This is a genomic window from Undibacterium sp. RTI2.2 (genome assembly GCF_035018705.1).
Taxonomy (GTDB): Bacteria; Pseudomonadota; Gammaproteobacteria; order Burkholderiales; family Burkholderiaceae_D; genus Undibacterium.
Genome location: NZ_JASJXN010000054.1, coordinates 1 through 22,989 on the forward strand (window position 1 = coordinate 1; position 22,989 = coordinate 22,989).

The following is a 22,989-nucleotide window of genomic DNA, read 5'->3' on the forward strand; positions in this document are numbered from 1 at the left end:
AACTTGTATGCTCAGCAACTAAGCGCCTGGTCAATATTCAATGCGCGCAGCTGGTCAATATTGAGTGCGCGCCAACAATGATGGATTTTCATTGCCATTTGGACCTATATCCTGATGCCAGGAAAATCTATGCCGAAACGCTGATAAAAAACGAATTCACGTGGCTGGTAACTACAAGCCCGAGAGCCTACGCTGCCACAAAAAATATTTTGCCTCCCTGCGAGCGACTCATCGTTTCGCCCGGGTTACATCCAGAAGTCGCAGAACGTAAGGCTTCAGAGCTTGATACGTTGTTGGAGCAACTGGAGCCCGTTGTAGCGGTTGGCGAGGTTGGGTTAGATGGTTCCGCGCGATATAAGGAATCCTATGCATTGCAGCATCGGATTTTCAGCGCAGTTATTTCGCGCTGCGCAAATCTTGGCGGCCGTGTCATTAGTATCCACTCAAGAGCTGCGGAAACGGAAGTTCTAGATTACCTTGAGCGCCATCCCGCATTCGGGCTGGCCGTTCTGCATTGGTTTACTGGTTCAGCATCCGCGCTCCGGCGCGCGTCGGCAGGAGGTTGTTGGTTTAGCGTAGGCCCTGCTATGTTAGCTTCAGCCAACGGAAGGAATTTGGCGTCGTTGATGCCGCGTGACCGCGTCGTGCCGGAAAGTGATGGCCCGTTTGGCAAAATTGCAGGAGCCTCTTTGATGCCCTGGGATGCAGGGAATATTGCCTGCGTATTATCGTCGCTTTGGAAATTGCCTATTGAGCAAGTTGCCGACATGCTGCGCGCAAATGGAAGGCGGCTAATTGAACAGGTTTTAAGGTAAATTACCGCTCTCAAAAAAACCATTGCAACAGGTGTTGTGCTCTTGATACCGAAGGGAGGTCGCACTCTTGACGGAGTTTATAAGTAGTTCGATTCAAATTAGCGGCTTGCAGCATCGTGCTGAAGTGCCTGGATGGAAAAAACAGTTCCGTAGATTAATGTCGCCAATTTCACCAGTTGACCTTATGATTTTTCTCCGTGGCTGCATGGCGTTCATCGTCGAGAGCATGCAAATAAATGTCAGTGGTACTTATCGACGAATGCCCTAAATTATCTCGAACGAATAATAGATCAACATCGCCGTTGGACATATCGGTCGCTGCGGTATGGCGTAACCAATGCGCCGAGGCCGCTGTGATCCGATCAGCATCTGCTTGAAAGTCCTCACCCTTCATGCGTAGCCGCGCCGCGGTTTGTTCGAACACTTTCTTGATAATCGCATGCAAGCCGCCGCGCGTGAGATGGCGCCGCTGGTCGCCAATCGGAAGTAGTAGGGGGATTTCTTCCCCCGGGATTGGTGCAGCACTCAGCCCCTTTTCGCGACGGTAGCGCGCGAGCTCGACCATCAATTCGCTGGTCGCCGGCACAATTCGAAGCACGTCGCCTTTGCCAAGGATCTCTAGCCACCACTGATCTTCACCATCCTTGTCTCGGCGGCGTAAAAAGCTGCCCATCGAACTCTCAACGATCTCGCTGATACGCAAGCCACAGAGATACATCAACGAGAACAGCCAGCGCAAACGGAAATAGTGCTCACGGTGCCGGTCCGTACCCCTGGGCATTTGTTCAATGGTCAGTTTCACCTCACCCCACAATCTGTCTTCGAGAAACCGTGTAACACGAGGCTTGCTCTTTCTGTTTTTTTGCCGCGAGAGCGACAGTGGGTTGCCGGCCAAGTAGCCAGCATTAACCAGCCACGAGAATAAAGTATTAAGAATGATAAATGCCTGGCGCCGGCTGGCGGGGGAGAGCGGTCCCGCGAATGGTCGCCATTCGGGATGGGCGCGCGCGAACTTTCGGCCGTCGCGCATGACCCAGCGAATTGCCGGCTGCGGGTTTTCAAGAAAAACTTGATACATCAATAAGTCTTCGTGCGTCAGCGACGACAGGGCTTTGCCCAATTGGATAGTCGACCATAGCAGCAGACGCTCGGCTTCCTTGCGGTAATTGTCGAAGGTCGTCTTGGTGTCGTGGAAGCGCGTCAGCCAAGCCTTGATCGCATCGATGTCGTTGGTGGCGGCGATTTGAGGGCGGTTGCCGGATGCTCGGTTGGCCCCGTGGCTGCCGTCCAAATCGGTGGATAGCGTCACATTTTCCAGTGGCGCGGGTCCGTTAGATGGCGGCAAGATGGCATTTTGATCGTTCATTGTGGTAGCGACGTGCGGATGAGTGGATGCCTAGTTTTAATCGACATTATAAAGCTAATGTCATATTTTATAGAATAAATTCACGAAATACTACGTAATACGTTATATTACTTATTATATTTTTTGTTTTTGGGAGGCACGATGGATGATTTTGTCAGTGAAAAGAAACTCATCGCTGAAATTGATCAGCTGCGCACACAGTTCACTGAGACGCAGGATTTATATCGCGAAGTCTGTGCTTTATTATTCTTTCGTTACAGCATTACACCCACGGCTAATAAGCTGTATCAGTTGGTTCGTAGGGGTAGTATGTCGGCGCCAGCCGATGCGCTTTCAAAGTTTTGGAGTAATTTAAGAGATAAAAGTAGAGTGCGAATTGAGCATCCAGATCTTCCAGAGTCCTTAAAAACAGCAACAGCAGACTTGGTAGCTACTATATGGAGTAACGCTCAAGAGGAAGCGCAAAGCTCACTGGCTTCCTACCGAGCAGTATCCGACGAGGCAGTTTTGGTTGCAAAAGTATCCCAAGAAGCCGTAGGTAAAGCCTTGGAAATTGCTGAGTTAGGTAAGCAACATTTATCTGAAGAGTTAAGCCGTGCGCTGGAACTTAATCTCAACCTGCAACAACAATTGACAACTACAAACTCTATAAAAGCCGGCTTAGAGTTGCAAATTCTCGAATTTAAGGCTGACGCAAGTGCACAGCAAGCGCGACTCAAAGAGCTAACACAAGACTTTACCCAAGAATTAGAAAAACAGCGTCATGCATTGCAACTAGCTGAAGAGCGATTCCGGTCATCAGAAACACGTGCCTTACTGGAAATTGACCGAGAACGAGTCCAGTCGACCAAGTTGCAAAAAGAAATCGAACAATCAAGATTGTCTACGTCAGAGTTAAATGACCGATACCAGCACGAATTGCGTAGCCTACAGTTAATTATCGGCGAATATCGGCAACAGATTGGAAGCCTGCAAGGAAATCTTGAAGCTATCACTCAAAGTCGTGATTCTAGTCACAAGGAACTAGAGACCTTGCGAATAAGAATGGAGGAACTCCAGGCATCCTTGATTTTTGTGAAATCGGAATCCGAAAGTCGGCTGAAGCAATTAGCTGAAATACGTAACAGTGAAAAAACAGCCGCTACTAAACAAACTCGAAAAAATAGAAAATCTGACCTAGCTAGTTAGGCGCAGTTTAATAACAGAATACCTATTCAAAAAAAGTCTGCAGTACTAAAAATCCCAATAAAATGCAGACTATATGATTTGGAATCTTTAGTACCGAAAAATTGGGATCTTTAGTTCCGAGTGCTGCGATACCTTACGATCTCGTTTTGTTTAAAACTGATATGATTTATTTCGCATAATTTATATTATGTTAAATTAAGAATTAATATCCGAAGGTGGTATAGCTTGAATGCTGATTCATATTGATATATATTCTCATTATCATTTAGTTTTCTCTACACGCAGGATTAATCATGAGCAGTTTGTTGGCTACACCGTCTAACTCCACAACCTTGGATAAGCTTCAGGTTGGCGATTCTGCTTTAGTGACTGAAGTTTCTGAAAATATCATTGTCAGCGCAAAATCTAGTTTTGATGTGGTTCGTCGCTTGAAGGAATTGGGCTTTGTCAAGGGCGAATCAGTAAAGATTTTACACAGGGGTTATTTTGGTGGTGAACCCTTAGCTGTTCGTATCGGGCAATCTACTTTTGCCTTGCGCCGTTTTGAAGCCGCATTAATTGGTGTTGCGAAGGCTGGAATTGCTTAATGAGTCATGCTGAATTTGTTGTCGAGTTGCTTGCACCACGCATCGCATTAGTTGGTAACCCTAATTGTGGGAAAACGGCATTATTCAATCGTTTAACTGGCGCACGGCAAAAAGTTGCTAATTATGCTGGCGTAACGATTGAGCGTAAAGAAGGTAAATTTCGCTCGCCAACTGGACGCACATGGCACGTGTTAGATTTGCCCGGCACATACAGTCTGCATGCCATCACCCCAGATGAAAAAATCACGCAAGATGTGATTACTGGTCAGCGCGCCGATGAGGCTATTCCCGATGCTGTCGTATGCGTTGTTGATGCGACAAATTTAAAGCGCGGACTACGTGTCGCTCTCGAACTAAAAAATCTTGGCATTCCGATGATTTTGGCGGTCAATATGATGGACGTTGCGAGAAAACGCGATATCCATATTGACATAGCTTTACTGCAAACCAGCTTGGGTATTCCAGTTGTTGAAACTGTTGCAGTTACCCCTGACGGCATTGATTTATTGCTTGGCAAGTTGGAAATCCTTGCTGGCACGCTCAAGCAATCTGAGGTCACTTCACCTACAAAATCGATTACTGCTTTAACACCCGAATCAATACAAACAGAAGCCAATGCCATACTGGCGCGCTGCGTTTCTTACGACGTCAGCAAAGATCATCACTTTAGTTTTAAGTTAGATAGCTTTGTCTTGCATCCATTAATTGGACCAGTGATTTTCGCAATCTTGATGTTTTTGGTTTTTCAGGCCGTATTTGCGTGGGCACAATTGCCAATGGACTTAATTAAATCCAGTGTGGACGCGACAGGCGCCTTTGTTGAGTCGCATATGCAAGTTGGCATGTTACAAGGTTTATTAGTCAAAGGTGTTATTGGCGGTGCTGGGAGTGTATTGGTATTCCTACCGCAAATTGTGATTCTGTTTTTCTTTATTCTTGTAATGGAAGACTCTGGCTATTTGCCTCGTGCAGCGTTCTTATTGGACAGAGTCATGGGTAAAGTCGGTTTGTCTGGGCGAGCTTTCATCCCCCTGTTATCTAGTTTTGCTTGTGCAATTCCGGGCATTATGGCGACACGCACAATACAAAACCCGCGTGACCGTTTGGTAACAATCATGATCGCACCGCTCATGACTTGTTCCGCACGGTTACCGGTTTATACCCTTATTATTGCAGCGTTTATTCCTGCCAAAATGCTCGGTGGCTGGCTTAATTTGCAAGGCTTAGTTCTATTTTTATTGTATTTGGCCGGCATCGTGTCTGCAATGTTAGTGGCTTTTGTACTCAAGAAAAAATGGGGCTCATCGGAGCAGCAGCCTTTGATGTTGGAACTACCGGATTATCGCTTACCTAACTCCAGAAATTTAATGATTGGCCTTTGGGAGCGCATTAAGATTTTTGTCACCCGGGTTGGGACGATTATCTTGGCATTGATGATTCTGCTATGGTTTTTGAGCAGTTTTCCTGGTGCTCCAGAAAATGCAACTCAGCCGCCTATTTATTACAGCATTGCCGGCATACTGGGGCGCATGCTTGAAGTCATATTCGCACCAATCGGATTTAACTGGCAAATTTGCATCGCTCTTGTTCCAGGATTAGCAGCCCGTGAAGTCGCTGTTGCCGCACTAGGAACGGTCTACGCGTTATCACAATCTGGCGATGACTTATCGAATAGTCTTCAGCCCTTGATCGCGCATTCTTGGAGTGTACCAACTGCCCTATCGTTGTTAGCCTGGTATGTATTTGCCCCTCAATGTATTGCAACACTCAGCGTTGTAAAGCGTGAAACTAATACTTGGCGCTATCCTTTACTAATGGCGGCTTATCTATTTGGTCTGGCTTACTTTGCCTCATTTGTCACTTACAACGTCGCTAAACTATTGATGGGAGCGTAATGTGCAAACTTTGATCACGCTATTACTTTTGAGTATGGCTACTGTGTATTTGCTTTTAAAGTGGATGCCAGCCTCCGCCAAACAAAAACTCGTACTTTGGATCTTTCAATACTCACCTTCCCTCGCAAAGTATTTGGGTGCGCCTGCAAGTGGCTGTGGTAACGGATGCTCATCATGCGGCACATGCTCCAATTCCTCCTCATCCGATAAGAACACTGCTGATGAAAAGCCAGTGAAATTTATTCGCCAAATTTAAGCATCCCTTAAGCATTAAATCGGACTTGCACAAAACGGCCTTAGCTGTCCTGCGGCATCTAGTCGTACTAAAAGTACTGCCTTCGGGGCTACGTCTTGCCGGGACCATTTTGCGTCGATACTATTAAACTATCCGTCTAAAATTCTAGTTCCAGTTTTGATATTAATTTAATCACTTTATAAAGTGGCCAGTAAAAATTAATTGGTGTATTCTCTGTGGCAAATACAGAGTAGTAATTGCGCATCGCTCGTTTAGACTACAATAAAATAAACACATGTTCCCGAGACAAACTAAGGCCTTCCTACGCATATGAGCGTGACTATTTACGACAAAAGCGACAAAGGTCGCGAAGAGATTGCCACTCGCAAATACCAGCTGCCATCGCGGATGAGAACCTTGCTTGTGATGGTCGACGGTAAGCAAACGGTCGATGATTTGCTTAAAAAAGTTGCAGGTCTAGGATTAAATGCTCAAAGCATTCAGGATCTAGTGGATCAAGGTTTTATTACGCCGCCTTTGTTTGCAGAGCATACCGCAAGCTTAACTACGGTTGATTTAGATATCTCAGACAGCATGACTGAGTCAGGTGATAGCGATTTACCTTCTACCGATCTAATGGACGATGCGACTCGTATTCAGGCACTAAAGAATTTCTTTAATGAAACCATCAAAATAACGCTAGGCTTACGAGGTTTTACTTTGCAGCTCAAGGTAGAACGTTCTGCGACTTTAGAAGAGTTCCGCGAACTACGGAATCCTTATATTGAGGCAGTATTAAAATCAAAAGGAAAAGAAATGGCTCGCAGTCTGCGAGATCGTCTGGACCACCTGCTTTATGCTGGCGATCCCAAATTAGAAAAAATCGTTCCTGACGATGAGTGATTTTGACTAAAAAAATATGAATCAAGCAGACAAAAAGCCAGGAATCTCCTGGCTTTTTGTTTGGTCAAACTGTCGAATAAACTAAGCTTACTCAATACCTTGACTGCTCAAATATTCTTCATATGTACCACGGAAATCGATGATTTCACTTTCTTTGATTTCTAAAATTCGGTTTGCCAGCGAGGACACAAACTCACGGTCATGCGATACAAAAATCAGTGTGCCGGCATATTTTTCGAGCGCGATATTTAAAGATTCGATCGACTCCATATCCATATGATTAGTCGGCTCATCCATCAATAAGACGTTATGACGGCCAAGCATTAACTTGCCGTACATCATGCGGCCTTTTTCACCACCGGACAATACTTTGACTGATTTTTTAACGTCGTCGCCGCCAAACAGCAAACGCCCTAATATTGATCTCACTGCCTGATCATCATCGCCTTCTTGGGTCCAGCGACTTATCCAATCCGTCAGATTTTTATCCTCAGAAAATTCCTCTGTCGGATCTTGTGGCATGTAGCCGACATTGGCATTTTCCGCCCATTTCACCAAACCTCGATCTGCACTCAGTTTGCAAATTTCTTCGCCACCGATGCAACGCAATAAAGTCGTCTTACCGATACCATTAGCGCCAATAATCGCAATGCGTTCGCCTGCTTCTACCATCAAATCAAGCTTGCTAAACAAGGTTTTGTCATAGGACTTAGACAAGCCCTGAACTTCCACTGCCAACCGATGCAATTTCTTTTCGCCGTCAAACCGGACAAAAGGATTCTGGCGACTTGATGGCTTAAAGTCTTCAATTTTAATCTTGTCGATCTGTTTTGCCCGCGAAGTTGCCTGGCGCGCTTTTGATTTGTTCGCTGAGAAACGGCGTACAAAATCTTGTAATTCTGCGACCTTCTCTTTCGCCTTCGCATTGTTCGACATCTGCTGGGCACGTGCTTGCGAGGACGCAAACATATACTCATCATAATTGCCTGGATATACCTTCAAAGTTCCATAATCCATATCTGCCATATGGGTACAAACTTGATTCAAGAAATGTCGATCATGTGAAATAATGATCATGGTCGAGTTACGATCATTCAGCGTATCTTCTAACCAGCGAATAGTATTGATGTCCAAGTTATTCGTTGGCTCATCCAGCAGCAAAATATCAGGATTAGAAAACAATGCTTGTGCCAATAACACCCGCAGTTTCCAACCTGGCGCGATTCCACTCATCAAACCCTGATGCTGATCAGTCGGAATACCCGCACCCAACAACAACTCACCTGCTCTTGGTTCCGCTGTGTAACCATCATATTCGGCGAATTTTGCTTCCAGATCGGCGGCTTTCATGTAGTCGTCGTCAGTTGCCTCTGGGTTAGCATAGATCGCATCGCGTTCAGCCATCGCTGCCCACATCTCTGTGTGCCCCATCATGACAACGTCCAACACCCGCATATCTTCAAAAGCAAATTGATCTTGCCGCAATTTACCGAGACGTTCGTTCTGATCTAGCATCACGGTGCCGCTGGACTGCTCTAAGTCGCCACCAAGAATTTTCATAAAGGTGGATTTGCCACAGCCATTGGCACCAATTAAGCCATAGCGGTTACCGTCGCCAAACTTGACAGTAATGTTTTCAAACAGCGGCTTAGGGCCAAACTGCATCGTAATATTTGCGGTAGAAAGCATGTGTGTATTTTTACTCTTCTCTTAATAATCAATAACTTGCGCGACAATCTTAGACTAATTTCAAGCATTAGAAGTGCTAGCTTGAGTCAACACTCGTCAATAAAATAACGAATCACGTACTATTTTTTTAAAAATTTTTATATCTTAGGTTAGGCAAGATTTTACATCAGCTCGCCTAATAGATAGGGACGTTTGTGATAACTTGCCAGGATTCGTCCGAAAACTGGCAAGAATTTGCCTAAGTCGTTAATTCAGCAATGGAAGTCGCTTCGTCCCCCCCCATAGCAATATCTAATATACTCCCACCAATTTCATTAAAATATACTCTAGTAGCCATTATTTACGTAGACTTTTAAATATACAGATAGGGAGTATAAAATATCAAGCTACCAAAGTTTGAAGTTTGAGGTTTGATTTTTATTGATCTGGAATAGGTGAAGTTAATTTCGTTCAAGCCAACCAATAGATTACTTAAATGCAATATAGGTTAAGTATCTTTCCTAAATCGTCTGGCAATCTTTGTTAAACTCTGGCGCTTCAACTTAAACTGCAACCTGGCGCTACTTAGTGCAACTGAATAAACCATGAGCGATCTCCCTGTCATTAGCTGGACCGAAAACGACCAAGTGCATACCGCTCGTTGGCATTCTGAAAGTGGATCACCAGCGCCTAAACGTGTGCAAATCGCTGATGACCGCATGACTGCCGACACCGCGTACCGTCTTGCTTGTGAAGGCACTGCCTTGTTATGGCGTGGCGACTTTCAAAATGCACGCCAGCTACTACAAGCATTGGCCAGACGGATCGATAAAAAGCCAGCTAAATCACGCAAAGCTGAGAAAGCTCCGGCAACGATGACAGAGGCTTTCCATTTGCACCGTCAGGCCCAATCACAGCGTGCCCGTGTGTTGGCAATGCTGTTATTGCCGTTTAATGCCGACTACAGCATTCCCCTCCGCCGTGCCCCTGATCTGCGCCAAGCCTGCGCTGAGGCTTATGGTGTCGTTGATGCAAACAGCACGCCTTTCATCGCGTCGCTTAGAGAATTATTAGGACTGACAGGCGCGCATGAGTGGCGTAAAAACGGCGTAGAAATCGAGGTGCTGAACAACCGCATTCACCCACATTACGGCGTGTTCTCACCTGTTCGTGGCGAATATTTGGATCTGATCGCCAAAGCGCCATTGCCATCAACCGAACTGGCGTTTGATATTGGTACCGGCACCGGCGTCATTGCTGCTTTGCTCGCACAACGCGGCATCAAGCGCATTATCGCCACCGATCAGGATGAGCGTGCATTAAGCTGCGCTCGTGAGAATATTCAGCGATTAGGGAGCGACCAGCAAGTTGAGATCATTAAGGCAGATTTATTTCCGGCAGGCCGCGCGCCGCTGATAGTCTGCAACCCACCGTGGGTTCCTGCCCGCCCCAACTCGCCGATTGAATATGCAGTCTACGACCCAGATAGCCGCATGTTGCGTGGATTTTTATCCGGCGTTGCGGATCATTTAGAAGCCAAAGGCGAGGCCTGGCTTATTCTGTCCGATCTGGCAGAACATCTGGGCTTGCGCACATCGGCAGAATTATGGTCGTGGATGGATGCGGGCGGTTTAGAAGTCGTTGGAAAAATGGATATCAAACCACGGCATGGCAAAGCGACCGATAGCGAGGATCCTTTGCATGGCGCCAGATCAAAAGAAGTGACTTCTTTGTGGCGCTTGAGGGTGAAGTAAGCGACGTGAGGTAAGCGCTATGTTCAAAAGCTCAAAATCCGATGAAAACTTCTTAACTAAATTAAGCTTCAGCGTAATTCAAGCTCAATCTAATTCAATCTGATTCAATTTAATTCAAGCACATAAGACCATTCAGCCCCGGTGCTTGGGTCAAGTTTTCCCTCGATCTGCCACCCCATTGATTTATAGAGATGAACAGCCGCAAACATCGTTGTCCATGTCTCTAAATAAATGCTGGTATAGCTTGTTTGCTTAGCGATCACGACTGCGTTTTGAAGCAAAATTTTGCCAATGCCCTTCCCTCTGGTAGCAGAATCCACATAAAAGGCAGAGAGTTTAAGGACACGTTCACTTTTGCGAGAGAGTATTAATGAACCGACGATTTCTCCATCTAACTCCGCAACCAATTGTGTAATAGTCGTTTGGCTAAGTACGCCCAATTGCCCTAAGTCTCGGTCTAAATGATCAAAATCTGGCTCCAGACCAAATTCACGCATAGCAACGCTGGCAATCTCATGCACCCTAGGGCGGTCAGCCAGGCACGCTGCTCTTATAACTACATTGTTCGGCATAAATCCATTTCAAAATGAGTTTCGTAGTCATAAATGACCCGTGAAAATTTAACACGGCCAGAACACATCTCAGTAGAATAAAAGTGTGATTATTCGGGAAATCTAAGGAGTTCATTATGCCGCTTTTGCTTTTGCGTCATCTATCTGGCCGTTACGTCTCGATAATATTTCTGCTGTTATGGCTTGTTATTCCAAATGCCCACGCCATTGATCGCTATCAAATCGATCCTGAGCATACTTTCTCCGTATTTGAATACAATCACTGGGGCTTGTCTTTGCAACGTGGGCGGTTCGACAAGAATACCGGCACGATTGAGCTAGATACTGCCAATAAAACTGGCTCGGTTCAATTTGAGATCGACACTGCCTCGGTCAGTACCGGCACTGCGCTGTTCGACACCAGCTTACGCTCACCTAGTTTTTTTGATGCGATGCAATTCCCAAAAATCGCTTTTAAATCAAACGCCTTACGATTTGACGATGCTGGAAAACTCACCGGCATCGATGGTGATTTAACCATCAAAGGTATCACTAAGCCTGCTAAGTTCGAGCTGACGCAATTCAATTGCCGCTTTATGGTGATCTATTTACGATCGGCATGTGGCGCCAATGGTTACACCAAAATCCTGCGCAGTGATTTTAATGTTGGACGATATGTGCCATTTGTGAGCGATGAAGTGACTTTGTATTTCAGCGTTGAGGCAATTAAAGAGTAAATAGAGGGTTGTAAATAAGAAGTACTTCAGTTGCTGGCCAAGGAATAGAATTTAAAGATCGCCTTTACCGATCTAAACTAGATCATCAGACTATTTACTCGACACCCACAAATAATATACTGGTATCCCGTATATTTTAGTTGTCCATATGATTACTGGGCAATAGAGCATTTTTACAAAAAATAATGGGGAGTATATTGCTTGAGCTTGTAATTTTGTTGATGAAAAACACAACAAGAATGGTTTTTTCAACATCACCAGCCTGGTAAAGTTGAGAGCGTAAAAGTTTTCACTGAAGTCTTTATTGTTCAAAAATCGATGGCCCCAGACGAATTATCCTAGAAACGGCAGTTGGACGAGTCTGAGTGTGCATTTTTTTCGGCTTTTCAGCAAGGCGAGACGAGGCGCAACCTTCACGTTGCAACGAGGAGCAACGCAGCTGGGGAGCCGAAAAAGTGTGCAATCAGATTCGTAGTGCTGTCACCAGAACGGTGACGGTAAAAACACTGAAACGATTCAATTTAATCAAATACTTATTAATACTGACAAGCGGTCAACTGTCGTTTCTAGGATTATCATCAACGAAAGTCTTTCTTTCCCTCATCCAAAGCAAAAACGTAATGAGAATGCATTTATAATCGAAGGTTTTGCATTCAGTCGTTACTCATAGCAGTCACTCAAAAAATATGAAGGTATTTCGCGGACTTCCCAACGCTGCCTCGCGTGCGCCCTGCGCACTGGCAATAGGCAACTTTGATGGCGTGCATCTTGGACATCAGGTTTTACTGTCCCACTTGCGCGCCGCCGCTACACGCTTGAACGTTGAAGCTGCGGTCATGACGTTTGAACCACATCCACGGGCATTTTTTGCGCAATTGTCTGGCGATATCAGTAAAGCACCTAGCCGCATTGCCAATCTGCGTGACAATATGCTGTCGCTGCAAGAAGCTGGCATCGACCGTGTGATCGTGGAGCATTTCAATGCGCATTTTGCTGCGCTGTCACCACAAGATTTTATTGAAAAAATTCTGGTGCAAGGCTTGCACGTGAAATGGTTAATGGTTGGCGAAGATTTTCGGTACGGTGCCAAACGCGCCGGCGATATCGACATGCTGATCGCAGCTGGCAAACGATTTGGCTTTGAGGTCGAAACACTGCCTGCGGTACAACACAAAGGCGAGCGTATATCTTCATCGGCTGTGCGCGCTGCGCTGGCGGCAGGTAACTTTGTCGAATCCGAACATTTACTTGGGCGCCCTTATCGTATCTCTGGCCATGTAGTACATGGTCAAAAGTTAGGACGCACTATCGGTTTCCCTACATTGAACTTACAAATCGCGCATCATCGTCCTGCTTTGCAAGGCATCTTTATCGTACAAGTGCATGGTTTATCCGTGCAAGCTTTGCCTGCCGTCGCTAGCCTGGGCGTAAGACCAACGGTAGATGATAGTGGCCGCGTGCTGCTAGAGACACATGTATTTGATTACAGCGGCAATGCCTATGGCAAAGTGGTCCAGATAGAGTTTTTACAGAAGCTGCGTGATGAAGAAAAATACATCGATCTGGCAACCCTGACCGAAGCGATTGAGCGCGATGCCGAACAGGCCAGAGCGTATTTTCGTAATCGTGCCACGGGTGCGATATCTGCTACTGACCGAATTTGAAGGTCACTTCTCTTTGTTTAATTCAAGCATTTTTGAATTGAATTAAATTGAGTCGTCTTCACAAAGAACGCAAAAAAAATAACTCACTTAAAGAAAATTATGTCTAACGAAAAGTCAGCAAAAGTCGCCAGCAAGTATCCAGTCAATATGACTGAAACCCCGTTCCCGATGCGCGGCGATCTCGCCAAGCGCGAGCCGCAATGGGTGAAGCAATGGCAAGACAAAAAAATCTATCAACGCATCCGCAAGGCCTCTGCCAATCGTCCAAAATTTATTCTGCATGACGGCCCGCCGTACGCCAACGGCGACATCCACATCGGCCATGCAGTTAACAAAATTCTGAAAGACATGATCGTCAAAGCACGCAATATGGCGGGCTTTAATGCGCAGTATGTGCCGGGTTGGGATTGCCATGGCATGCCGATCGAAATCCAGATCGAAAAACTATACGGCAAAAATCTGCCGGTGGCCGAAGTACAAGCCAAAGCGCGCGCCTATGCAAACGAGCAGATAGAACGACAAAAAGTAGACTTTATCCGCCTGGGGGTCTTGGGTGAATGGGACAATCCCTACAAAACCATGAACTTCGGCAATGAGGCCGATGAAATCCGTGCACTCGGCAAGTTGCTTGAAAAAGGCTATGTGTATCGTGGCCTGAAGCCGGTCAACTGGTGTTTTGATTGCGGCTCTGCTTTGGCAGAGGCAGAAGTCGAATACGAAAATAAACGTGACCCGTCAATCGATGTCGGTTTCCCGTTTGCAGAGCACGACAAGATCGCTGCGGCGTTTAAACTCGCCAAGCTGCCTGTCGACAAAGGCTACTGCGTGATCTGGACCACGACACCGTGGACCATCCCCTCCAATCAAGCATTGAACATGCATCCGGAAATCACTTACGCACTGGTCGAGACCGTACGTGAGGGCGAACCGACCTTGCTGATTCTGGCAAACGATCTGGTAGAGGCATCGCTCACCAATTATGGTCTGGAAGGTAAAGTCATCGCGACCTGCCTCGGCGCTGATCTTTCAGAGATCAATTTTAAACATCCGATGGCACAATTGGATGCAGGCTACGACCGTTTTTCTCCCGTCTATATGGGTGAATACGTGACGCTCGATAGTGGCACAGGTGTGGTCCATTCCGCACCAGCTTACGGTATAGAGGATTTCCAATCCTGCAAAGCACACGGCATGAAGGATGATGCCATCATCGCGCCAGTAATGGGCGACGGAAAGTTTGCGTCTTCACTGCCCTTCTTCGCGGGGATGACGATCTGGGAGGCGTCCAAACCGATCTGCGACAAACTCAAAGAAGCGGGTACCTTGTTCTCGCTGAAAATGTTTGATCACAGCTACATGCACTGCTGGCGTCATAAAACGCCGATCATCTACCGTGCAACATCGCAATGGTTTGCGAGTATGGACAATATACCAAAAGATGGTGGCAATAGCCTGCGCCAAACCGCATTAAAAGCGATCGACGAGACCGCATTTTTCCCAGCATGGGGCAAAGCGCGCCTGCATGGCATGATCGCCAATCGTCCGGACTGGACACTGTCACGTCAGCGTCAATGGGGCGTACCGATGGCGTTTTTCTTGCACAAAGAAACGGGACAACTGCATCCACGCACCGCGGAATTTCTAGAACAAATTGCGCAACGTGTTGAGAAAGAGGGTATCGAAGCCTGGCAAAAAATCGAAGTTGCTGATTTGCTTGGTGATGATGCCGATATGTACGTCAAAAACCGCGATACGCTGGATGTCTGGTTTGATTCAGGCACCACACATTACACGGTCTTGCGAGGTTCACATAAAGAACAATCGCAGTTCCCTGCCGACTTGTACCTGGAAGGCTCTGATCAGCATCGAGGCTGGTTCCATTCGTCTTTACTGACTGCATCGATGCTGGACGGTCGTGCGCCTTACAAGGCTTTGCTGACGCACGGGTTTGTGGTCGATGGCGAAGGCAAGAAAATGTCTAAGTCCAAAGGTAACGTCGTAGCGCCACAAAAAATCTCGGACACCTTGGGTGCAGATATCTTGCGCTTGTGGGTAGCTGCAACCGATTACTCCGGCGAGCTGTCTATCTCTGACGAGATCTTGAAACGTGTTACAGAATCTTATCGCCGCATTCGCAATACTTTGCGCTTCCTGTTAGCGAATACCTCAGATTTCAATCCTGCGACGGACGCAGTGGCTATCAATGAGATGCTGGAAATTGATCGTTACGCGATCGCCAATATGGCAGCGTTGCAAGCCGATATCCTCGCTCATTATGAGCAGTTTGAATTCCATCCGGTGGTCGCCAAATTGCAATCCTTCTGCTCAGAAGATCTTGGTGGTTTCTACCTTGATATCCTGAAAGACCGTTTATATACAAGTGGCACGACGTCGACAGCACGTCGTTCTGCACAAACAGCGATCTGGCATATCACGCAAAGTTTGCTGCGCCTGATGGCACCAACATTGTCTTTTACAGCGGAAGAAGCCTGGGTCAGTTTCGCCAGCAAAGAAGCTTACGCAGAAAGCGATGAAACGATTTTTACGCAACTGTATTACGCTTTACCAGTCATCGACAATGCCAGTGCACTGATGGAAAAATACACTGCGTTGCGCTTGATTCGCACGGACGTTACTAAGCAATTGGAAGAAGTTCGGGTAGCTGGCGGCATCGGGGCATCCTTGCAAGCGGAAGTGACCATCAAAGCCAGCGGTGCTAAATTTGACTTACTGCAAAGCTTTGCCGATGACTTGCGTTTTGTATTAATCACATCAGCAGCGGTGATAGAGAAAGTGGCGACGGAAGCGGAAGAAGCTGTGATTGTTACGCCATCCAGCTATCAAAAGTGTGAGCGTTGCTGGCACTATCGCGCTGATGTTGGGGCACATGCAGAACATCCCGGTTTATGCGGTCGTTGTATCAGTAATTTGTTTGGTGCCGGAGAATCACGTCAATTTGCGTAATTCAAATTGACTCAATTTATCGCTTTAAGCTTTAGCCCCTCTCTCATTTGTGGGAGAGGGTTGAGATGAGAGATCAGCGGCTCAATAATGCAATCATGATCGATGTCATCAAGAATCATCAAGAATCATTTACACGATAATCTCTCTTATTAAAACAAATTCATTCTCACTATATGGCAACTAAAAAACGCAATTCGTTTTCTACCGTCTCTAAATCTTCAGGGAGCTCACTGGCGCCTTGGCTAGGCTTGGCCGGTATTGTTATTTTGTTAGATCAACTTAGCAAAATAACGATCGCCAAACTATTTACTCTGGGCGAATCACTTCCAGTCACCTCTTTCTTCAACCTGGTGTTGGCGTATAACAAGGGCGCGGCGTTCAGTTTCTTATCATCAGAATCTGGCTGGCAACGTTATTTATTTACCGCCATCGGCGTAGTTGCTGCTCTGGTCATTACTTATCTGATCAAGCAAAATGCAGGACAGCGCTTGTTTTGCTGGGCGCTAGCCTTGATTATGGGGGGTGCTCTGGGTAACGTGCTGGATCGCTTGATGTACGGTCATGTCATCGATTTTTTGGACTTCCATTACAAGGATGCGTATCACTTCGCTGCATTTAATATTGCAGATAGTGCTATTTGTGTTGGTGCAGCTTTATTTATTTTGGACGAGCTGCGTCGGGTAAAAAAATAAGGAATCATCATGCGGCTTGCTGGCAAAAAAATTGTTCTCGGCTTAACTGGTGGTGTCGCCTGTTATAAGATTGCGGAACTGACTCGCGCATTAGGCAAAGCAGGTGCGCAAGTACAAGTCGTAATGACGCAAAGTGCGACGCAATTCATCACTCCTGTGACCATGCAAGCGCTGTCGGGCAATCCTGTTTATACCGATCAGTGGGATGCACGGATCCACAACAATATGCCGCATATCGACCTTACTCGTGATGCCGATGCGATAGTAGTTGCACCTTGCAGCACGAATTTCATCTCCAAACTAGCGCATGGTGCTTGCGATGATCTGCTGTCAACTCTGTGCGTAGCTCGGCCACATCATGTGCCACTACTGGCAGCACCTGCAATGAACGTAGAAATGTGGCTCAATCCGGCTACCCAACGTAACGTTGCGCAAATTAAAAAAGATGGTATCCAAATTTTAGGGCCTGCGGCAGGTGAGCAAGCCTGCGGTGAAGTTGGTATGGGTCGGATGTTAGAGGTCGATCAGTTACTGGCAGAAATCATAGCGTCTTTTCAGGCTAAATCTCTGGTTGGAAAAGAGGTACTGATTACAGCAGGTCCGACATTTGAACCTATCGATCCAGTGCGTGGGATCACCAATTTATCATCAGGGAAAATGGGTTATGCGATTGCTCAAGCGGCGTGGGAAGCTGGAGCCAATGTCACTTTAATCTCTGGACCTACTGCATTAGATGCACCTTATGGCACGCATCGCATCTCGGTGCAGACCGCACAGCAAATGCATGATGCTGTTATTGCGCAACTAACATCTACCGCAAAAAAACCGCAAGATATTTTTATCGCGGTAGCCGCAGTAGCTGACTGGCGCGTAGCGAATACAAGTGCACAAAAAATTAAAAAAACTAGTGATAGCGACATGCCGCAGCTTGAATTTGTGCAAAATCCAGATATCCTTGCTAGCGTTACGGCTCTTCCAAATGCGCCCTACTGCGTTGGATTTGCCGCTGAATCTGAACATCTTTTGCAATATGGCACGGCTAAACGCATAAAGAAAAATGTACCTCTGCTAGTTGGCAATATCGGCCACCATACTTTTGGCAAAGACGAAAATGAGTTAATTTTATTTGATGCAAACGGACATACAGCTTTACCAAGAGCAAATAAACAGACGCTCTCTGTTCAATTGATACAAGAAATCGCACAGCGTTTAAGCTAATAAAATTCAACACAAAATTCGCACTAAACTCTTCACTAATTTCAACACGTACGTATATCAAAGAATTCGCATGAAAAATATCGATCTGAAAATCCTCGACACTCGCATGAAAGACCAAATGCCAGCCTATGGCACGCCAGGTAGCGCAGGCTTGGATTTGCGGGCTTGCATAGATGCGCCAATTACGATTAAACCAGGTGAGACTGTTTTAATCCCCACTGGCCTGGCAATACACATAGGTGACCCAACTTACGCCGCTATGATCTTGCCACGCAGTGGTATGGGACATAAAAACGGCATTGTATTAGGTAACCTTGTTGGCTTGATCGACTCGGACTACCAAGGTCAACTGATGGTGTCTACATGGAATCGTGGTCAAAACGAATTCACCTTGCAACCAATGGAGCGTTTGGCACAGCTGATCATTGTCCCTGTATTGCAAGTCGGTTTTAATATAGTAGAAGAATTTGGTGGTAGTGAGCGTGGTGAGGGTGGATTTGGTAGTACTGGCAAACACTAGGACGCATTTCGCATGACTGATCAAATTGTAAAAAAATATCAAGGGAGTTGTCATTGCGGCGCGATACGATTTGAGATTCAAACCGATTTCCCAGAACTAACTATTTGCGACTGCTCAATTTGTCGCAAGAAAAATGCGCTAATGGTTAGGGTCTGTTATCACTCAAATCGGGAGATGCGTTCAAACCAAAACACAGGATGGCAAGGCGCGCATCGCCGCTGAGGCTGGTGCCTCAGCAAGAGGTGCAACGCAGTCCATCGTGCGTTTTGGTTTGAACCCTTCGGGAATGGCCAAAACAAGCACATGGCGTTGTTGCAAGTGGCTTACAGTGATGACACTGCCGCGCAACTTGCGCCTAGCCCTGTGCTTGTTTTGACTCAGTCGCACTCCCGATTTGAGTGATAACAGACCCTAAGGTGCATGAGAATCAATTTGAATTACTCGCCGGAGAAGAACAACTGAGCGAGTATCAATACAACAGCATGTCTGCGAGACATTTTTTCTGCAAAATTTGCGGTATTTATCCATTCCATCGCAAGCGCGTTACGCCGGATCATTTTGGCATCAATGTGCATTGTCTGGATAATTTTGATCCTGCTACGATTCCAGTTCGGCAAACTTTCGGCTCAAAAATGAGCTGAATAAAACTCAGCCAAATGAATCAGAAACCAATTACAATCTAACACACATTTAGAAAAATAAACTAGTCAAAACAAAAAGCCCGAACTAGAGTCCGGGCTTTTTGTTTTACTACATATTACTTTTTAAGTTTTCGGCTACGTCCTGCCGATTCTCGCAAAATAGTGTAGTTCCATTCATCAGTATGCAAACCTGCATCGGTATTGACGGTTACTTTAAACAGGTCATCCTCCCCTTTGATTCTTTGACCAGAAGCAATGTGTTTTTTATTCACATCGCTTCGTTCGTATACATCAACTTCGACTTCTTTACCTTCTAAACCCGATTGAGAAAGAATCGAATCGATCGTCTTCAGTGTGTAGTCAAGTACAAATATTGGGAGTGTAAAACCAACCATGTCATCCTCCTTGGTAAAATATTTTTAGAGTCGTTAAAATTCTCAGTACAAAAATAACTATGTTTTACCAAAGAGTCAGCCGTGCAGAATTACTGTACAAACTCACTTTATAAATTTACTCAACTTAAATTTACTCAACTTCTACTACTTCTTGTGGAGCCTCAGGTGGTGTTGCATCGCCTTCAGAAAATTCTAACTTGATCTGATCTTTGTCATCCAGGTCAACGATGACACGACCACCACTAACTAATTTCCCGAATAATAGTTCGTCAGCCAGTGCTTTTCGTATCATGTCTTGAATCAAGCGCGCCATTGGTCTTGCGCCCATCAATGGATCAAAACCTTTTTTACCTAGGAATTTACGTAAAGACTCAGTAAAGGTAACTTCGACTTTTTTCTCATGCAATTGCTCTTCTAACTGCATTAAGAATTTATCGACAACACGCAAGATAATTTCTTCATCCAAGGCACGGAAACTAATGATTGCATCCAGACGATTACGGAACTCAGGCGTAAACATCCGCTTGATATCCGCCATCTCGTCGCCTGCTTCTTTACTGTCATTGAAGCCAATAGAACGTTTCTGCAAACTCTCAGCACCTGCATTGGTTGTCATGATAATGATCACATTACGGAAATCCGCCTTACGACCATTATTGTCTGTCAGCGTGCCATGATCCATAACTTGCAACAAGATGTTGAATACGTCTGGATGGGCTTTCTCAATCTCATCCAGCAGCAATACAGCATGCGGCTTCTTATTGATCGCCTCGGTCAACAAGCCACCTTGGTCGAAACCGACATAACCGGGCGGCGCGCCGATTAGGCGGCTGACGGCATGGCGCTCCATGTATTCAGACATATCAAAGCGAATCAGTTCAATACCGAGTGTAAATGCCAGCTGCTTTGCAACTTCCGTTTTACCGACACCCGTTGGGCCCGAGAATAAAAAGGAGCCGATTGGTTTATCTGCATTGCCCAAACCAGCACGTGCCATCTTGATTGACGCAGCTAAAGCATCAATTGCTGGTTCTTGACCAAAGACGACATTTTTCAGATCACGATCAATTGTTTTCAGCTTACTGCGGTCATCTTGGTTGACCGTTTGTGGCGGAATACGAGCGATCTTAGCAATGATGTCTTCAATATCGGCTTTACCTATTGTTTTCTTTTGCTTCGATTTTGGCAATACACGTTGCGCAGCACCGGCCTCATCAATTACATCAATTGCCTTATCTGGCAGATGACGATCGTTGATGAAGCGTGCTGACAATTCAGCTGCGGTTGTCAATGCAGAAGCGGAATATTTAACGTTATGGTGCTCTTCAAATTTAGATTTGAGACCACGCAAAATTTGCACCGTTTGTTCAATCGTCGGCTCATTGACGTCAATTTTTTGGAAACGTCGTGCCAAAGCATGATCTTTTTCAAACACGCCGCGATACTCAGTGTAAGTCGTCGCACCGATGCATTTAAGCTGACCATTAGATAAGGCAGGCTTCAATAGATTAGAGGCATCCAGAGTGCCGCCAGAAGCAGAGCCTGCTCCGATGATCGTATGGATTTCATCAATAAATAAAATACCGGTAGGGTTATCTTTAAGCTGCTTGAGCACACCTTTCAGGCGTAATTCAAAATCACCACGGTATTTTGTACCGGCTAACAAAGCACCCATGTCCAGCGAATAGACGATAGAGTTTTGCAAAATCTCAGGTACATCGTTTTGCGTAATGCGCCATGCCAATCCCTCAGCAATCGCTGTTTTTCCTACACCGGCCTCACCAACCAGCAAGGGATTATTTTTACGACGACGGCATAAAATTTGAATCACGCGCTCAACTTCGCTGTCCCGTCCGATCAATGGATCGATCCGACCTTCCGCTGCAGCCTTGTTCAAATTTTGAGTAAATTGGTCGAGAGGATTTTCTTTTTGCTGACCTTCTGTCTGTGGTTCCTCTCCACCTTCAGATGATTTTTGTGGCTCGGTCTGCTGATCTTTGCGCACACCATGAGAGATGAAATTAACCACATCCAGACGTGTCACACCTTGCTGATGCAAATAATAAACAGCGTGTGAATCTTTTTCGCCAAAAATCGCTACCAGCACATTCGCGCCAGTGACTTCTTTTTTGCCGTTAGACGCAGATTGCACATGCATGATCGCACGCTGAATCACACGCTGAAAACCAAGCGTTGGTTGCGTATCTACCTCGCTGGTGCCGGGCACAGTTGGCGTATTGTCGCTGATAAAATTACTGAGAGATTTGCGTAAATCTTCAATATTTACGGCGCAAGCTCGCATTACCTCGGCAGCGGAAGGATTATCCAGCAAGGCGAGCAACAAGTGCTCGACCGTGATGAACTCATAACGAGCCTGTCTGGCTTCAACAAAAGCCATGTGCAGGCTAACTTCCAGTTCTTGCGCAATCATACTTCCTCCATCACACATTGCAGGGGGTGCCCTGCCTTACGAGCGTGCGTCAACACCAGTTCCACTTTGGTTAAAGCGACATCCTTGGTATAAACCCCACAGATGCCTTTGCCGTCCCGGTGTACCTTAAGCATGATCTGCATCGCGGTTTCGCGGTCTTTATTAAAATACTCCTGAATGATGGCCACTACAAACTCCATCGGAGTGTAGTCATCATTGAGCAGCGCCACTTGGTACATGGATGGAGGTTTAAGCTTTTGGGCTTGCCGCTCCAGTATCGTACCGTTTCCTTGCTTGTTTCCCATGCGTCTATTCTAGTACGTTGATTCAGTCGAGAGTCGAAAAATAAACGGATAAAAGGAGGTTTGTTTGATCAATGCACACTTAGTGACTGAATCGCACAACAACAAATCAATCACATTTTAGTGATGTTACGCTTTTTCTTTATTTTCCGCAGATGGTGCTCAAATTCAATACATCAAGTCTGCTGGTGATAATTCAAATAGATTTAAGATTTACACAACATTGTCCCAGTAAGACATAGCTTCAAAGACAGTGCGTTAGTACATCACTTAGCACAAACGAGCTCTGCAACCCGGCTGGGGTGGTTTTGCGTAAGTTCAAATATTGAAAAACCACACATCATTGGCTGCCTTACGTAAGCCGCTTAACAATATTTTCAGTCTTAAGAGGTTCTTGCAAAACGAAACACCGGAGAGTAATTTTATTGCGAGAAGCGCAAAATAGATGAGAAAGGAGCGGCCA

At 45.9% G+C, this 22,989-nt stretch carries 19 protein-coding genes; 13 read left to right on the forward strand and 6 right to left on the reverse strand.

Features of this window, described 5'->3' with window-relative positions; translation table 11 throughout:
* On the forward strand, positions 1–815 hold an 815-nt coding region (qatD, locus tag QN395_RS19230), incomplete at its 5' end, for a Qat anti-phage system TatD family nuclease QatD (RefSeq protein WP_323492689.1).
* 169 nt (positions 816–984) lie between these two features.
* On the opposite strand, the gene QN395_RS19235 is transcribed toward qatD, so the two are convergent.
* Positions 985–2,181 carry a site-specific integrase gene (locus QN395_RS19235; protein WP_322118960.1) on the reverse strand — a complete coding sequence of 399 codons (1,197 nt, stop codon included), beginning with the start codon at positions 2,179–2,181 and terminating at the stop codon, positions 985–987.
* A gap of 141 nt (positions 2,182–2,322) precedes the next feature.
* Here QN395_RS19235 and QN395_RS19240 point away from each other — a divergent pair, with 141 nt between their 5' ends.
* The 4 genes from QN395_RS19240 to QN395_RS19255 all read left to right on the forward strand — a co-directional run bounded on the left by QN395_RS19240 (position 2,323) and on the right by QN395_RS19255 (position 6,989).
* A complete protein-coding gene (locus QN395_RS19240) occupies positions 2,323–3,369 on the forward strand; it encodes a DNA-binding protein (RefSeq protein ID WP_322118961.1) in 1,047 nt (348 codons plus the stop codon).
* Positions 3,370–3,662: 293 nt separating this feature from the next.
* Positions 3,663–3,956: a FeoA family protein gene (locus QN395_RS19245; RefSeq protein WP_322118962.1), complete on the forward strand. Its 294-nt coding sequence runs from the start codon at positions 3,663–3,665 to the stop codon at positions 3,954–3,956.
* Entirely contained in the window at positions 3,956–5,851 is a 1,896-nt protein-coding gene (feoB, locus tag QN395_RS19250) for a ferrous iron transporter B (protein ID WP_322118963.1), read from the forward strand. The genes QN395_RS19245 and feoB overlap by 1 nt, the downstream gene beginning before the upstream one ends.
* 565 nt (positions 5,852–6,416) lie before the next feature.
* Positions 6,417–6,989 carry a hypothetical protein gene (locus QN395_RS19255; protein ID WP_322118964.1) on the forward strand — a complete coding sequence of 191 codons (573 nt, stop codon included), beginning with the start codon at positions 6,417–6,419 and terminating at the stop codon, positions 6,987–6,989.
* Between the two features lie 87 nt (positions 6,990–7,076).
* Here QN395_RS19255 and QN395_RS19260 read toward each other — a convergent pair whose 3' ends face one another.
* Positions 7,077–8,678, reverse strand: a complete 1,602-nt coding sequence (locus tag QN395_RS19260; RefSeq protein WP_322118965.1) for an ABC-F family ATPase — start codon at positions 8,676–8,678, stop codon at positions 7,077–7,079.
* Positions 8,679–9,262: 584 nt separating this feature from the next.
* On the opposite strand from QN395_RS19260, the gene QN395_RS19265 reads away from it, so the two are divergent.
* Positions 9,263–10,411, forward strand: a complete 1,149-nt coding sequence (locus tag QN395_RS19265; protein WP_322118966.1) for a class I SAM-dependent methyltransferase — start codon at positions 9,263–9,265, stop codon at positions 10,409–10,411.
* 104 nt (positions 10,412–10,515) lie between these two features.
* Here QN395_RS19265 and QN395_RS19270 read toward each other — a convergent pair whose 3' ends face one another.
* Positions 10,516–10,983 carry a GNAT family N-acetyltransferase gene (locus tag QN395_RS19270; RefSeq protein ID WP_322118967.1) on the reverse strand — a complete coding sequence of 156 codons (468 nt, stop codon included), beginning with the start codon at positions 10,981–10,983 and terminating at the stop codon, positions 10,516–10,518.
* A 116-nt stretch (positions 10,984–11,099) separates the two neighbouring features.
* Here QN395_RS19270 and QN395_RS19275 point away from each other — a divergent pair, with 116 nt between their 5' ends.
* The 7 genes from QN395_RS19275 to QN395_RS19305 all read left to right on the forward strand — a co-directional run bounded on the left by QN395_RS19275 (position 11,100) and on the right by QN395_RS19305 (position 19,398).
* Positions 11,100–11,699: a YceI family protein gene (locus QN395_RS19275; protein ID WP_322118968.1), complete on the forward strand. Its 600-nt coding sequence runs from the start codon at positions 11,100–11,102 to the stop codon at positions 11,697–11,699.
* Positions 11,700–12,385: 686 nt separating this feature from the next.
* Positions 12,386–13,363 carry a bifunctional riboflavin kinase/FAD synthetase gene (locus tag QN395_RS19280; protein WP_322118969.1) on the forward strand — a complete coding sequence of 326 codons (978 nt, stop codon included), beginning with the start codon at positions 12,386–12,388 and terminating at the stop codon, positions 13,361–13,363.
* A gap of 99 nt (positions 13,364–13,462) precedes the next feature.
* Positions 13,463–16,327, forward strand: a complete 2,865-nt coding sequence (gene ileS / locus QN395_RS19285) for an isoleucine--tRNA ligase (RefSeq protein WP_322118970.1) — start codon at positions 13,463–13,465, stop codon at positions 16,325–16,327.
* A gap of 173 nt (positions 16,328–16,500) precedes the next feature.
* Positions 16,501–17,019 carry a signal peptidase II gene (gene lspA, locus QN395_RS19290; protein ID WP_322118971.1) on the forward strand — a complete coding sequence of 173 codons (519 nt, stop codon included), beginning with the start codon at positions 16,501–16,503 and terminating at the stop codon, positions 17,017–17,019.
* 9 nt (positions 17,020–17,028) lie between these two features.
* A complete protein-coding gene (gene coaBC / locus QN395_RS19295; protein ID WP_322118972.1) occupies positions 17,029–18,237 on the forward strand; it encodes a bifunctional phosphopantothenoylcysteine decarboxylase/phosphopantothenate--cysteine ligase CoaBC in 1,209 nt (402 codons plus the stop codon).
* A 70-nt stretch (positions 18,238–18,307) separates the two neighbouring features.
* The gene (gene dut, locus QN395_RS19300) at positions 18,308–18,757 is read left to right on the forward strand and encodes a dUTP diphosphatase (protein WP_322118973.1); all 450 of its coding nucleotides are present in this window, start codon (positions 18,308–18,310) and stop codon (positions 18,755–18,757) included.
* Between the two features lie 398 nt (positions 18,758–19,155).
* Entirely contained in the window at positions 19,156–19,398 is a 243-nt protein-coding gene (locus QN395_RS19305) for a GFA family protein (protein ID WP_322118974.1), read from the forward strand.
* A 116-nt stretch (positions 19,399–19,514) separates the two neighbouring features.
* Here the strand turns inward: QN395_RS19305 and QN395_RS19310 are convergent, their stop codons facing one another.
* The 3 genes from QN395_RS19310 to clpS form a co-directional block, all read right to left on the reverse strand.
* The gene (locus QN395_RS19310) at positions 19,515–19,793 is read right to left on the reverse strand and encodes a hypothetical protein (RefSeq protein ID WP_322118975.1); all 279 of its coding nucleotides are present in this window, start codon (positions 19,791–19,793) and stop codon (positions 19,515–19,517) included.
* A gap of 130 nt (positions 19,794–19,923) precedes the next feature.
* Positions 19,924–22,224: an ATP-dependent Clp protease ATP-binding subunit ClpA gene (gene clpA, locus QN395_RS19315; RefSeq protein ID WP_322118976.1), complete on the reverse strand. Its 2,301-nt coding sequence runs from the start codon at positions 22,222–22,224 to the stop codon at positions 19,924–19,926.
* Positions 22,221–22,529, reverse strand: a complete 309-nt coding sequence (clpS, locus tag QN395_RS19320) for an ATP-dependent Clp protease adapter ClpS (protein ID WP_322118977.1) — start codon at positions 22,527–22,529, stop codon at positions 22,221–22,223. Before clpS ends, clpA begins: the two co-directional genes overlap by 4 nt.
* Between the last annotated feature and the right edge of the window lie 460 nt (positions 22,530–22,989).